This is a genomic window from Psychrobacter sp. Pi2-1, assembly GCF_904846645.1.
In the GTDB taxonomy this organism is placed as follows: Bacteria; Pseudomonadota; Gammaproteobacteria; order Pseudomonadales; family Moraxellaceae; genus Psychrobacter.
Genome location: NZ_CAJHBO010000001.1, coordinates 371,682 through 386,172, shown reverse-complemented (window position 1 = coordinate 386,172; position 14,491 = coordinate 371,682). Strand labels below are relative to the sequence as shown.

Genomic DNA, 14,491 nt, shown 5'->3' with positions numbered 1-14,491 from the left:
TCATCAAGGTATTGGTAATAAAGGTCAAAACATGAAACGATTACAACGCCGTACCAAACGTAATGCAGTGTTCTCTGCAACCAGTACTAAGGCTCATGTATTATCAGAGCGTATGAATAATTATCAAAATGTACTCACGACGCGCTGGCAAGCATTGCCTCCCCGTGATCAGCTAGCATTAGCTGTATTATCCGTATTTCTACTGTTGTTTATTGGCGGCTATGGTGGCTATAGCGTTCATCAAGCAGCGAGCGATAGTAAGAGTGACTATCAGGAGCAAGTGGCGGATTATTTTTGGTTGCGTGCTCAAGCAGGTAATATTGATAGTAGTGCATTGAATTCTGGTAACAACGCTACTGGAGAGGTTGATATGCCTCCTGCTAGTCGTATTAACGCGCTGCTCAATAACTCAGGTATAGCAGGTGCTCAGGTGGTTGCGACTGGTGATGCAGTGCAACTGAGCTTTACGCATCCTAGTCAAGCGGTTGTCAGCACTGCACTGGGTAAGCTTGAACAGCAAGGTTGGCAATTTACACAGCTATCTATGCAGCAAGATCTGACCAATAAAGCTATTCAGGTACAAGCAACGGTCACTTCTTAAAACGCGTCAGACTGTGATAGAAATTTTAGATACTTATAACACTGTGTGTCTAGTATTCAACACTCAAACCTCGACAGCAAAATAATGCTTTATCGTTGGTATCATTGAAAAGCCATTTATCTGGCTCCATTAAATAGTTAATCATATGACTATTGAATAAAAATATTACCAGTAAGGAAAACCTCACATAATGCGGGACAGTATGAGCAACGATAAGCGCCGTTCTTTAATTACTTATAACCATATCACTTATTTCTTATATGTGATCAGCTACTTTACTGCGGGTTTACTATGGATTGTGCCGATTGTCATGAATTATGCCAAGCGCCATGATGCTAACGGGTCATGGTTAGCCACGCATTTTGACTGGCAAATCAAGACCTTTTGGTACAGTATTGTTTGGTTCGTTATTGGCATCATTTTGATTACCTTTGCATTGGGCGGCTTTGGCGTTAGCGTACTGGCGGATAGTGGCAATATCGCTATTGGCTCAATATTATTGGCTGGTCTTGGTTTACTGATTATGACCTTTACCTTTATCTGGCATTTATATCGCATTATACGTGGTTGGATTGCGTTGACTGATGGGCGTCCAGTACCGTAGATGTTTAAGAGTACCTTCGTGCTATGTTTTTAGCTTAGAAAACGACAATTTATCGTTATGTAGCAGAGATTCATTAGTATTGGTTACTGCTTAAATGTAGAAATTTAGCGACTGAAACTTTGCTCTTATTTCTGTTAAGCTGATATAATCGCTGCGCCCGATTTCATTCGCATTTTTTATTCACTATTTCTTCCAAGCAGGGTTTGCCATCACTATGTCTTATGCCTTACTTCGTCCTTTTTTGTTTAATATGGATCCCGAACACGCCCATGAGATGACACTATCTTTATTGGATAAAGCGCATAAAGCGCGTGTTTTAGGCTTGGCGTATGGTCAGTCAATGCAACCAACAGACTGTATGGGTTTGCAGTTCTCTAACCCAGTTGGTCTGGCAGCAGGCATGGACAAAAACGGCGATTATATTGACGCGCTGGCTGAGCTAGGATTTGGTTTTATAGAAGTAGGAACCGTCACGCCAAGACCGCAAGTAGGCAACGACAAGCCAAGGCTGTTTAGAATCAAGCAAGCAGACGCGATTATCAATCGTATGGGCTTTAACAATGAAGGCGTTGATTATCTGATTGAGAATGTTAAACGCTGCAAATATAAAGGCAATATCGGTATCAATATTGGTAAAAATGCCGATACGCCGGTAGAGCAAGCTGCCGATGATTATGTGTATTGCTTAGAGCGTGTGTATCCATATGCCTCATACATTACGGTCAACATCTCATCGCCAAACACCAAAAACCTACGTGATTTGCAAAGTGGTGAAGCGCTGACTCAGCTGATGGATACAATTAAAAATCGTCACAGTCAGTTAGCTACTGAATATGGTTTCTATGTTCCATTAGTGCTTAAAGTTGCTCCAGATTTAGAGCCATTGCAAGTTGATTATATCTCACAGCAATTAATAGACTTTGAAATTGATGGTTTGATTGCCACTAATACGACATTGAGCCGCGTAGGTGTCGAAGACTTGCGTGATGGCGACCAAATGGGCGGCTTATCTGGTCGTCCTGTGAGTCATATTAGTACCCAGATTTTGCAACAGTTCTCTGATCAATTAGATGGTAAAGTCGCTTTGATAGGCGTAGGCGGTATCGATAGTGGTGCCAAAGCCGTCAAAAAAATCGAAGCAGGCGCAGACATGGTACAGCTCTACACAGGGCTTATCTATCGTGGTCCTGGGCTGGTGCAGTCTTGCATTCAGGCAATCGGTGGCTATTACGATGCCATGGAAAGCTAACCCAATAAATAAGGTAATAAGGCGTAGAGCATGAGTGGTTTAGATATTGTGATTGCTATCGTTGTCTTGATTGGCTTATGGCGCGGCTTTCAAGTAGGACTGATTAAAACAGCAATAGGCTTGGTAGGTTGGTTTATCGCTCTTATCGCTGCTACTAGGCTGGCAGGAGTAGTGTCGCCCCAATTAACGGGTATCGTACAAAACCCTGTACTACAGATGGCTATGGCCTTTTTATTGGTAGTGATTGCCATATTAGCAATCATGCATCTGATGGCGTTTGTATTCTCAGGCGTGCTTAAAACCTTACGTTTGGGCGTCTTGGACAAAATGGCGGGCGGCGTACTGGGTGCTGCCAAAAACGTACTAATGGTCTTGGTTGTACTGAGCGTCAGTGCGCCATTGCTAGTACAGATGCCGCAGTGGCAAACCTCAGTACTAGCGCCAGAGCTGATGCCATATGCACCGATGGGCAAGGCTCTAGTATCGGACGTATTGGGTATGGCTTGGGATCAGGTCAATCAGTCATAATTGTCTAATTGCCTATTATTTTATCTAACTGTTCACTATTTTACTTCTTTTTATACTTCTAAATGTTTGCACGTGTCACTGATAATCAAACATAGATTATCGAAAAATCTCGTTAAGTTTCTTACAATATCATCAGGTTAGCGGCGTGCGACAGTGAATGATTTTAGCAATATACTGTCGTTAAGTTTGCCGTTATTGTCGTACTAATGTATGAGTCAAAATAGGATATAGCTATTATGTGTGGAGTCATTGGAGTTGCAGCTCACGAACCAGTCAATCAGATTCTTTATGACGGTTTGACGATGCTACAGCATCGCGGGCAAGATGCAGCAGGTATTGTCACTTTGCAAGATGGGCGACTCTATCTACGTAAAGAAAATGGCATGGTACGTGACGTATTTATGAATCGTCATATGATGAAACTGGTTGGTAAGTTTGGTATCGGTCACGTTCGTTACCCAACAGCTGGTACTTCTAGCAGCGCCGAAGCTCAGCCATTCTATGTCAACTCACCGTATGGTATTACCCTTGCTCATAATGGTAACTTGACCAATGCTGAGAGTTTGGCCAAATCTTTGTACATCGAAGATCGCCGCCACCTTAATACTGACTCAGATTCTGAAGTACTGTTAAACGTACTGGCACATGAGATGCAGAATCTTGGCAAAACACATCCAACGGCTGATGATATCTTTGAAGCAGTAAAAGCTGTCTATAAACGCTGTGAAGGCGCTTATGGCGTGGTCGCTTTGATCACTGGTCATGGCTTACTTGCATTCCGCGATCCAAACGGTATCCGTCCGCTTATCTTTGGTAAGCGTATGGCACCGAATGGCGGCACTGAGTATATGGTTGCCTCTGAATCAGTTGCATTGACAGGTTCTGGCTTCACTATTGTTCGTGATGTAAAACCAGGCGAAGCGATCTTTATTGATTTAAACCATAAGCTACATACGCATCAGTGCGTAGAGCAAAAAGAATACACGCCTTGTATTTTTGAATATGTTTACTTTGCTCGTCCAGATTCGATTATGGACAATATCTCAGTTTATAAATCGCGCCTACGCATGGGTGAAAAACTGGCAGATAAAATTCTTGCTGAATGGGGTGATGATCACGATATCGATGTGGTCATTCCAATTCCAGACACCTCGCGTACTTCAGCAATGGAGTTAGCGCTAAAAATGAACGTCAAGTACCGTGAAGGGTTTATGAAAAACCGCTACATCGGTCGTACGTTTATTATGCCAGGTCAGCAGCAGCGCAAAAAATCAGTTCGCCAGAAACTAAGCGCTGTGCCGTTAGAGTTCAAAGGCAAAAACGTACTGTTGGTTGATGATTCTATCGTTCGTGGTACGACTTGTCATGAAATTATTCAAATGGCACGAGATGCTGGTGCTAACAAGGTGTTTTTTGCCAGTGCTGCGCCACCAGTGAAATTTCCAAACGTATACGGCATTGATATGCCCGTACGTAGCGAGCTTATTGCCTCAGGTAATAGTGTTGAAGAAGTACGTGATATCATCGGCGCCGATCGTTTGATTTTCCAAGATTTGGATGATTTAATCGACGCAGTAAAAGATACCAAACACAGCCGAGTAGAAGGCTTTGATTGTGCGGTATTTAACGGCTGTTACATCACTGGTCAGATCAATGAAGCGTATCTTGATCACTTGCAAGAGCAGCGTAACGATACTGCCAAGACTGGTAAAAAAGGCGTACAAATAGTGGCTGATACCCCAGTTGATATGATGGGTGTAGAAGAGCTTTAAGTCGTACTAAAGCCATTATTCTGAAATAAGAAAGAGCTAGATTCTGAATAGAATCTAGCTTTTTTATGTTTAAAGTATCGCTAAGAGTACTGGCGTTTATATAAATGGGCGAAACAGTTTTAGCCTAGAAAACTGTTAAATAGCCAAAACAGACCATTGATTGCTGCTATACCGACAACCATACTGACCAAAAGCTGACGGCTGATATGATAGATAAACAATACCAAAATAAGTGCACCGACTTGTGCCATTAATAGATGTAGTTCGGTGTCATTTAAAGTAACAGTCGTCGATAAGTCCTGATAGGAAAGGCTAGTCAAAATAAGCAATACCATTACCGATAACGGTAAGCTCTCATTTAACCGATGTAGCCAAGGTGTGTCGAGCAGCTTTCTAGGTATCAGTGCTGGCAATGCACGAGTGATAAAGGTCACTGCTGCCATGGCAAGCGTAGCAAAAATAAGATAACTACTGGTCATAAGAGTCTCCCGTCTTCTGACGCTCTATCCAAAACCCACGTACCAAAATCATAAACATACAGATAGTGATGGCTACTAGTAGCAACCAGTCACTGGTAAATAGCGAAGCAATGATTAAGCCAAGCACGGCAATACCAATCGGGAAGTAGCGTTTGATACTTTGAAATTGCTCATAAGCGAGAATTGCAAACAGACAAACCAAAGCAAAATCTAAATTTGGTACCAAATCACTGAGCGTACTACCAATCATTACGCCAACCGTACTCGCCAGTACCCACCAACTTTGGTTAAATAAGCTAATAGGAAGTATGAGCGCTCGTCGCGACTCATTTGGCAAACTTGTCATGATCGAAAAAGTCTCATCGGTCAAAGCAAACAAACAATACGTCTTGGCTAGCTTATTTTTCGGTAAATACTGCAGTAGTGGCATGCCATAGAATACATGACGTAGATTAATCGCGGCAATATTGGTGGCGATATTGCCAATCGGTAGGCCAGCGCTCAGCATTGGCAGACAAGCATACTGAGCTGCACCAGCATAGAGAACGATACTGAGCATAATCGTTGCCCATATCGGGATACCTGCCACCTGTGCGAGTACACCAAAGGCAATACCGGCAGGCAGATATCCCATAGCAACTGGCAAGCTTTTCTTAAAGCCCTCAGCCCATTGATAGCGGCTTGCATGTTGATGGCTTAATTCATTTGAATGAGTATTCACATGACATCCTAAATTTTTCTTATGATATTTTTATAAATCTATCGATATAAAAATTATTGATTCAAACGGTATTGCTGCAAAATTAAAAAGTAAAAAACGAGCTTAATAAAAACGTTCTATCGAAAATTGATAGAGCAAACATAATATAAAATTAACTAAGCTTCAGGTTGTAGTTTCTCATAACTGCCAGTCTGATTGGCACGGTACAAAAACCCGCCTAGAATGACTAGTCTTAATAGTAATAGACACCACACGCTAAGCCAAATACCAGTCATATCCCATTGCTGATAGAGCAACCAGCTCAACGGAAAGAAAATAGCAGCCAGTATCAGCGCCGCATTACGGATCACGCTACCAGCCGTTAAACCAAAAAATATTCCATCTAACCAATAGGCTCCAACGCCGACAAGAGGCAACAACACGGCATATAAATGGTAATCATAGGCGAGGGTAAACACTGACTCAATATTGGTCATAAATCCCAAATACGTAGGCATCGCAAGCCACCAGATGGTGCTCAACATGATAGCAAGACCATAACTAACCACGCCTGTACGCTTTATAATAATACGAAAACGTGGCCAGTCACGTCGCCCTGCAGCTTGTCCACTCAGCGTTTCAGCAGAGACAGCGACGCCATCTAAAGCGAAGGCAGATATGCTTAGTACTTGCAATAAAATAGCATTGGCAGCCAGTATGACATCACCGCTTTGGGCAGATAGGCGAGTAATCCAAGCAAAGCTTAGCGTTAAGATAAGGGTGCGTACAAAGATATCTTTGTTCAAAGAAAATAGCCTAAGCATTTTTTCTTTCGTAAAATACTGTCGATCTGCTTTAAATAATACAGACCACGATATTTTTAAGTGTTGACGGCTCAACCACAGTGCCAGCAGTATTCCAAACCAAAATGCAATAGTGGTTCCTAGTGCGACACCAGCTAATCCCATCTGCATTGCAAATACAAAAAACAGAGTCAGTACGATATTAAGTACAGCAATAAAGCCCTGCTGATACAGCATATAACGGGTCTTACCTTGTCCTGCAAACCAACCAATAAATGCAAAATTCATCAGCTCCGCGATCACGCCCCAAAAGCGTATGTCTAAGTAGGTTTTTGCCGCGCGTCCACTCTCAGGATTGGCTGATAGTGCTTTTAAGCCAAAATCAATCAGCCATGGTTTTGCGAGTAGCAATATTGCTCCGATAACAAATGCCAATAGTAACGCGCGTTGCAAGATAGACAGTAAAGGCGTGGGTGCTGATACGGTTGATGCATTGCTATTATTATTAGCTAATTGTCCCAATGCCTGCGCAGCAAGCCCAGATGATGCATACTGCAAAAAGTTAAAGCTAACAAGCAATAGCGATAGCAACTGTATGGCCAAACCCATACCAGCAAGTTTCGCCGTGTCATTCATATTGCCTACAATGGCCGTATCAATGACACTCTGCAATGGCATAGCCAAATTGGCCAGTAGCACAGGCAATGCAATCGCGATAATACGCTTATAGCTTGTATCAATAGGTGGCATCGCGTGAGAAATTGCGGATTTAGCTGACATGGGTGACTCGTTTATACGTGAACGATAAAGAGGTATGTTCGTAAAATGATAATAAGATTGTAAGGCAGTACATTTAGTATAAGAGACAAAATAGCTATAAAGACAAAAGCACCTAAACTCATTGTTCATGAGTCAGGTGCTCTTATTTAAACGTTGTAGCTGTGCACTCAGTAGGTCTATAAAGATTGATAACACGCTAGTTCAACGTATCAATCTATCTAATATACCTTACTAAACGTTGTCTTGCTCAAACATTTTTGGATCATTGAAAGTAACGATTTCTTCTTCAAACTCTGGTTTTACTTTTACGATAAAGTCATCACGCGACAGACCCATGCGCAGCGGAATCGAGCTGGCGATATAAGTCGATGAGTAAGTACCCGCAAGCAAACCAATAAACAGAGCTACTGAGAACCAGTATAGCCCATCACCGCCCAAGAAGAGCATGGCTAGTACGACCAACAAAACAGTTGAAATGGTCATAATCGTACGGCGTAGCGTTTCGGTCAATGACAAATCAATCGTCTGTTCTGGCGTAATTCCGCGGACACGGCGGAAGTTTTCACGGATACGGTCATAGACAACGATGGTATCGTTCAATGAATAACCAATCAATGCCAATACCGCAGCCAATACCGTCAAATCAAACGGAAAGCCGAATAGAGCAAACACACCGATGGTTACGACAGCATCATGGAATAGTGATAGTACGGCACCTAGAGACAGTTTGAACTGGAAGCGTAGGGCAACATAGCCAAGCATACATACTAGTGCCAATACCAATGCCATGACTGAGTTTAGATAAACCTCATTACCAACTTGGCTACCAATGATATTTACGTTGCTAATCGTAGCGGTGTTGCTAGGTAATGCCAATGCTTGCGTTAGATTTGCGCTTAGCCCATCGACGTTATCAGACTGAGGAGGTAGACGTACCAATAGCTCTTCACGAGTACCTAGGTATTGTACAACCGCATCATCGAAGCCATTATCTGCTAGTGCTTGTACAACAGCAACTTGCTCAACAGGCTGCTCATAGCGCACATCAGCAGAGACACCACCAGTAAAATCAAGACCTAAGTTCAGACCATTTACCGCGATAGCAATGATACTACCGATCACCATAAATAAAGATAGTAGTGCCATCGGCTTTTCTATCTTCATAAATGGAATGATACGCTGGTTGCCAACTGCCTTGATGCCACCTTCAGCGACAGCTGCGGCATCGTCAGCGGCGTCACCTGATATTACGTCAGAATCAACAGCGGTAGACAGTGCTTGACTATCTTTGGCATTTTGACCTTTACCACCGCGACGACTAGGGCTTTTACCTGACTTTGCGGTAGTAGGGTTATTGGTTTTAGTATTGCTACCTTTACCATCACGACGCGGTTTGTTACGGCGACGCGTACTTGCATTGGTCGTGTCACCGTTTGAGCCATTTCGATCAGGATTATTCTGCTGTTCTAAAGGGTTGTTATTATCGATCGCCATAATATTCTCCTAACCGATGCTCAGACTTTTGATGGATTTACGCTTACCATAAGCAATTTGTACCAGTGCACGTGTCACCAAAATTGCAGTGAATAGCGAGCTGACAATACCAATAGCTAGCGTAATCGCAAAGCCTTTAATCGGACCAGTACCAATCGCAAATAGGATAAACGCGACCAATAAGGTTGTAATGTTGGCATCAAAAATACTACTAAATGCCCGGTCAAAACCTGCCACGATGGCTGATTTTGGCCGGACACCATTGGCAATCTCTTCTCGTATTCGCTCAAAGATCAGTACGTTGGCATCAACCGCCATACCGATGGTCAAAACGATACCTGCGATACCCGGTAGAGTAAGTGATGAACCCAAAATTGACATAATCGCAATGATAATAATAACGTTAACGGCTAGCGCAACGTTGGCAATCACACCAAACAGGCGATAGAAGATAATCATAAACGCGAAGACTAATAGATAGCCGACCTGCGTAGAGAACAATCCTTTGTCAATGTTTTCTTGACCGAGTGATGGACCAATAGTACGCTCTTCTACGAAATACATCGGTGCAGCAAGTGCGCCCGAGCGTAGCAATAGCGCAAGCTCGGCTGCTTCAGCACTACTATCTAGACCAGTAATACGGAATGATGAACCTAGTACCGCCTGAATGTTGGCGCGGTTGATGACTTTGGTTTCAGCATAAGGTGTGCGTACTTCAGTCGTTTCACCAGTGGCTGGATCTTCTTCGTAAGTGATTCTTTGTTTGTTTTCAATAAACAACACAGCCATCTGTTGACCAACAGCTGTACGTGTGGCGTTCTGCATGAGCTTGCCGCCAGCACTGTCCAAGGTAATACTTACTTCAGGTAGGCCACTTTCATCTAAGCCAGTTTGTGCGTTGGTTACTTTGTCCCCGGTGACGATCGCTTGACGATCTAACAATACAGGAGGACCATCGAGTGTTTCGAATGGGAATGCCTCTGTACCTGCTGGAGGTATGCCGCCAGTATAGGTATCAGCATCTTCTGCCACCATACGGAACTCAAGGTTTGCAGTACGACCAAGTACACGTTTTGCTTCAGCAGTATCTTGTACACCAGGTAGCTCAACGACGATACGGCTAGCGCCTTGCGACTGTACCAAAGCTTCGGTAACACCCAGCTCAGCAATACGGTTACGTAGAGTCGTCAAGTTCTGGTTGACCGCGTAGCTATTGATTTCGTCAAGTGTCGCATCGTTATACGATAAGACCAATGCAGGACCTTGATCATCAATAGAAGACTGCAAGTTGAACGTATTGCTCATCGAGCCTTGTAATACGTTTTGGGCACGGTTACGAGTATCAGTATCGGCAAAATGCAATACCACGCCGCGATCTTCGGTTTTGATACCTTTGATTGCTACTCGCTCAGCACGTAGCTCACGTCGCATATCGCGACTGGCACTGGTCAAACGCTGTTCAAGCGCCTTGTCCATATCGACTTCGAGTACAAAGCGTACACCACCACGCAAATCGAGACCAAGCTTCATCGGTCTTGCACCGATATCACGTAGCCACTGCGGGGTCGTCTGTGCTAGGTTAAGGGCAACGACATAGTCTTCGCCCAAGTTTTGACGTAGCACTTCTTGCGCTTTTAGCTGATCGACTGGGTTGTTGAGGCGTACCAGCGCGCTGTTGCCCTCAAACGTACCATCGTGGTTATCTAGACCTGCCTCTTCGAGTAAGCTTTGAGACTCGGTCAAGATACCTTCAGATAGCTGAGTTCCTGCTGCTGCGCTCGTAATCTGCACAGCAGGTTCGTCAGGATAAAGGTTGGGGGCAGCATATAGACCGGCAACGAGTAGCACGACGGCAATTAGTAAGTATTTCCAAGCGGGATATTGCATAATCACTTCTTTAAGTTGATAAACGACTGGCGACGTAGGCCACAAGTTAGCAGATGGGAAGTTAGCGATAGCAACGGTCGAGTGCTATGTTCAGCAGCCGTCATCATGCACCATTGCGATCATCCGCGATGATAGTAACGCATAAAACAGTAAAGCAAATAATACAGATGTCTGTTTATCTGGTCACCAAAAATCATATGGCTGACTTGGATAAAGATAGGACATCTAAACAGTAAGCTTAATTTATATAGCAATTTTACCTTACTGCGCTAATAGCGAAAAATGACCGTAAATCATATACGGTCATTTTTTAGTCATTACATTCGTTAATGTGACGACTATTGAGTATTCACTAATAAAAGCGAGTGAACATTCTAATTAGACGCTTTCGATCGTGCCAGCAGGCAATACTGAAATAACAGAAGCACGTTGTACTTTGACGTCAGTATTGTTGTTTAGGCTCACAACGGCGTAATCGCCTTCGATTGCTTTGATACGACCCATTAAACCACCAGCAAAAATGATTTCACTACCAACGGTCAATGCGTTAACCATGGCACGGTGCTCTTTGGTACGCTTAGACTGCGGGCGAATGACCAAGAAGTAAAAAATCGCAAAAAACGCAACAGGCAGTAAAATCTGACCGAATAGACCTGCAGCACCTGCAGTCTCTGGTGCAGCATGGGCAGCTTGAATAAATAAGCTCATAATATCTCTCAGTAAGTCATAGACAATAATAAAATTAGACGCATAGTAACAAAAAATCCCAGACTTGGTAACTGTTAATCATAGGCTGGGCGTGTTTTTCTTAGCGCAAGGCATACTATCAGCCAACGGATAGGACAACAATGTTTTTACTACATTCAGATAACCTATATAAAGCGTCAGGCTAAATAGCTGTCATGAATTGGCTAGTAAAGATGTCGTCATACAACCGTTAATAGTAGGGCAATAAAAGTCATCAAAAAACAAAAACTTAAAAATGGTGACTTATTGTGAAATGGTATCATCAATGCTACTATCAAATGGCAATAATTGCCTGTATTTAGTATGCTATATATTCAACCATATTACGGCTTTTTGAAGCTTAGTATAGCTTTGAAATAGCGATTAAATCAGCTTTGAGTAACTATTTATACGATAGACAGATGCATTCTATTGCTTTATTAACAGTACTCTGAAAATCGATATAAATTGCTCATGACATTATCTTCCTTTTACTCTTTTTAGGTTACCTAACTTGTTCACCACTTTTATGTTTGTACCTCGTTTATGTCGTCCGCGCGCCCATCGTAAAGACGCATCTGCAGAACCTCCCCCGAGAATGACTACTAGTTCTCGATTTGGTTATACTTCTTTTTCGGCACTATCTGCATTAGCAATATTTATGCTACCGCAGGCAGTGTGGGCAGCTGGTGCTGTATCAACATCCAGTGAGGCGGCAGCACCAACTGCGCTTAGCGTTTCTTTATTGATATTTTTTGTCTTACTCGCTATTGGCGTCTCTTTTGTCTGTTCATTAGCAGAGTCTGTTTTGCTGAGCATGACGCCATCGTTTATTGCGGATGTGCAAGAGACCAGTCCAAAAAAAGCAGAAATGCTTAAAAGCCTGAAAGTGGACAATATCGACCAGTCACTAGCCGCTATTTTAACGTTAAATACCGTTGCCCATACACTCGGCTCTATCGGTGCGGGTGCACAGGCTACGATCGTCTTTGGTAGTGCGTGGTTTGGTCTGTTTTCTGCCCTCATGACGCTTGCTATCTTATTCTTATCTGAGATTATCCCAAAAACACTGGGTACAGTTTACTGGCGTCAACTAAGTGGCTTGGTTGCTTATTTCGTTCGTGGCATCATCCTGCTGCTATACCCATTAATCTGGTTCTCAGAGCGTCTGACGAAACTATTGGTACGCGGTAAAGAGCCGCAAACATTTAGCCGCCGTGAGTTTGCTGCTCTTGCCAGTATCGGTGAAGAGTCAGGACAAATTGACCCACTAGAGTCGCGTATTATTCGTAACTTGCTTGCGTTTGGCGCGATTAAAGTCGAAGACATCATGACACCGCGCTCGGTGATGCTTGCATTCGAAGAGAATAAAACCGTCGCTGAGCTATTGGTTGATCGTCCAAAACTGACATTTTCTCGCTTGCCAATCTATGATGGTGACCTAGATAACATTACAGGCTTTGTCCTAAAAACGGACATGTTACTGGCTAAAGTTAACCATGCTATGCACAAGCCGTTAACGCAGTTTCAACGAGACATCACTTTTGTTTTCTCTAAAATGAAGCTGTTTGACTTGTTAGAGTTGATGCTAAAAAATCGTATTCATATTGCGATTACAGTCGGTGAATATGGTGAAGTTAAAGGGCTTGTCACGTTAGAAGATGTGTTTGAGACATTGTTGGGTCTTGAGATTGTCGATGAAATTGACCGTGTTGAAGACATGCAAGCGTTAGCACGTCAGATGATGGATAGACGGGTAGAGCGTTTGGGCATGAAGCTCAGCGATGATGAGCAGTATGAAGACAGTAACAGCGAACCTAAGTCCTAACGAAGCCAAACTCTAACGTTGACAGTTTAACCATAAGTATTAATGGTTCTAAAGATTGATGGTTTAAAAATGGTCAGCTCATTATGGGCTGACTATCAAGCTAGATCTACAAAGTATCACAAAGCATATAGTTATTATGGCTAGAATCTGCAGCATAAAATCTTAAGATTATTTGATTTGATAGCTTGGGTTTTTATTCGCAATAATTACACAGGGTGTCACATGGCTGTGAGAATTCGATGATAGGCTCGGCATAGGATATGAGTATACTTATATAGATATATCTATACAGATACACTGCCAAAATAAATGATAAAAGAGCGTTAATCGTCACTATATGACACTAACGAAAAAAATATCGCTAAGGATTATCATGAAAAAATTATTGGGAAATAGGCTATTAGCTCTATTGGTGAAAAGCGCCAGCATCACTGCAATCGTAGCAGTAGCCAGCACTATCAGTATCAATGCACAAGCGGCAACTATGACCGAAGATTTGGTACAGAACTATGCCGCCGCAATGAAAGCATCAGCGAATAGCCAGAGCATCAATCAGGTATCGCGCCTTGTTTCAGATGACGCGCTTATTTCTTTATCTAGAAAAGGTAAATCTACCAGTTTAGATAAAGATGCGTACTTAAAGCTGCTTCAAAACAGTTGGAATGATACGTCTAATTATCGCTATGATATTTCGGTAGATAATGTGGTGATTACTGGTTCACAAGCCAAAGCCAATGTGACGACCAATGAGAGCTGGGTAAAAAATGGTCAGCAAGTATCATTTGTTACCACATCTCGTGTGACCTTGACCTTATCTACTGGTAATGCAGTGCTCTTGCGCGCAGTATCACAGGTGGCTATTAATTAAGTCGCCATTGACCAAGCAAGACTCAGAATACAATAGGTCATATAAGCAATAGCTAATCTAACTGGCTGAGATTCTAACTTATAAAGGGTTTTAGTGGGTTAAACAGTTATTACTTAGTTTTATAGGCTACTTGAGCGTCTATTATTATCTTTTATATTAGGCTAGTCTTTGC

At 42.8% G+C, this 14,491-nt stretch carries 13 protein-coding genes; 7 read left to right on the top strand and 6 right to left on the bottom strand.

Annotated elements, in window-relative coordinates; genetic code table 11:
- Positions 1–31: 31 nt before the first annotated feature.
- The 5 genes from gspM to purF all read left to right on the top strand — a co-directional run bounded on the left by gspM (position 32) and on the right by purF (position 4,754).
- Positions 32–601, top strand: a complete 570-nt coding sequence (gspM, locus tag JMX91_RS01470) for a type II secretion system protein GspM (protein ID WP_201547364.1) — start codon at positions 32–34, stop codon at positions 599–601.
- Positions 602–803: 202 nt separating this feature from the next.
- Entirely contained in the window at positions 804–1,205 is a 402-nt protein-coding gene (locus JMX91_RS01465; protein ID WP_227526596.1) for a DUF4870 family protein, read from the top strand.
- Between the two features lie 214 nt (positions 1,206–1,419).
- Positions 1,420–2,454 (top strand): quinone-dependent dihydroorotate dehydrogenase, encoded by a 1,035-nt coding sequence (locus JMX91_RS01460; protein WP_201547363.1) that lies wholly within the window; start codon positions 1,420–1,422, stop codon positions 2,452–2,454.
- A 30-nt stretch (positions 2,455–2,484) separates the two neighbouring features.
- A complete protein-coding gene (locus JMX91_RS01455) occupies positions 2,485–2,982 on the top strand; it encodes a CvpA family protein (RefSeq protein WP_057759516.1) in 498 nt (165 codons plus the stop codon).
- Positions 2,983–3,218: 236 nt separating this feature from the next.
- Entirely contained in the window at positions 3,219–4,754 is a 1,536-nt protein-coding gene (purF, locus tag JMX91_RS01450) for an amidophosphoribosyltransferase (protein ID WP_102094783.1), read from the top strand.
- Between the two features lie 119 nt (positions 4,755–4,873).
- Here the strand turns inward: purF and JMX91_RS01445 are convergent, their stop codons facing one another.
- The 6 genes from JMX91_RS01445 to yajC form a co-directional block, all read right to left on the bottom strand.
- On the bottom strand, positions 4,874–5,233 hold the full coding sequence (locus JMX91_RS01445) for an AzlD domain-containing protein (protein ID WP_201547362.1): 360 nt from the start codon (positions 5,231–5,233) through the stop codon (positions 4,874–4,876).
- Positions 5,223–5,954 carry an AzlC family ABC transporter permease gene (locus JMX91_RS01440; RefSeq protein WP_201547361.1) on the bottom strand — a complete coding sequence of 244 codons (732 nt, stop codon included), beginning with the start codon at positions 5,952–5,954 and terminating at the stop codon, positions 5,223–5,225. Before JMX91_RS01440 ends, JMX91_RS01445 begins: the two co-directional genes overlap by 11 nt.
- A 155-nt stretch (positions 5,955–6,109) precedes the next feature.
- On the bottom strand, positions 6,110–7,516 hold the full coding sequence (locus tag JMX91_RS01435) for an MATE family efflux transporter (protein WP_201547360.1): 1,407 nt from the start codon (positions 7,514–7,516) through the stop codon (positions 6,110–6,112).
- A 231-nt stretch (positions 7,517–7,747) separates the two neighbouring features.
- Positions 7,748–9,010 (bottom strand): protein translocase subunit SecF, encoded by a 1,263-nt coding sequence (secF, locus tag JMX91_RS01430; protein WP_201547359.1) that lies wholly within the window; start codon positions 9,008–9,010, stop codon positions 7,748–7,750.
- A gap of 9 nt (positions 9,011–9,019) precedes the next feature.
- Positions 9,020–10,897: a protein translocase subunit SecD gene (gene secD, locus JMX91_RS01425; RefSeq protein ID WP_101205370.1), complete on the bottom strand. Its 1,878-nt coding sequence runs from the start codon at positions 10,895–10,897 to the stop codon at positions 9,020–9,022.
- A gap of 378 nt (positions 10,898–11,275) precedes the next feature.
- Positions 11,276–11,605 (bottom strand): preprotein translocase subunit YajC, encoded by a 330-nt coding sequence (gene yajC / locus JMX91_RS01420; RefSeq protein ID WP_057759529.1) that lies wholly within the window; start codon positions 11,603–11,605, stop codon positions 11,276–11,278.
- Between the two features lie 547 nt (positions 11,606–12,152).
- Between yajC and JMX91_RS01415 the strand changes: the two genes are divergently transcribed.
- Positions 12,153–13,451 carry a CNNM domain-containing protein gene (locus JMX91_RS01415; RefSeq protein WP_201547467.1) on the top strand — a complete coding sequence of 433 codons (1,299 nt, stop codon included), beginning with the start codon at positions 12,153–12,155 and terminating at the stop codon, positions 13,449–13,451.
- 373 nt (positions 13,452–13,824) lie between these two features.
- Positions 13,825–14,319: a hypothetical protein gene (locus tag JMX91_RS01410; protein ID WP_101205368.1), complete on the top strand. Its 495-nt coding sequence runs from the start codon at positions 13,825–13,827 to the stop codon at positions 14,317–14,319.
- The last annotated feature ends 172 nt before the right edge of the window (positions 14,320–14,491 follow it).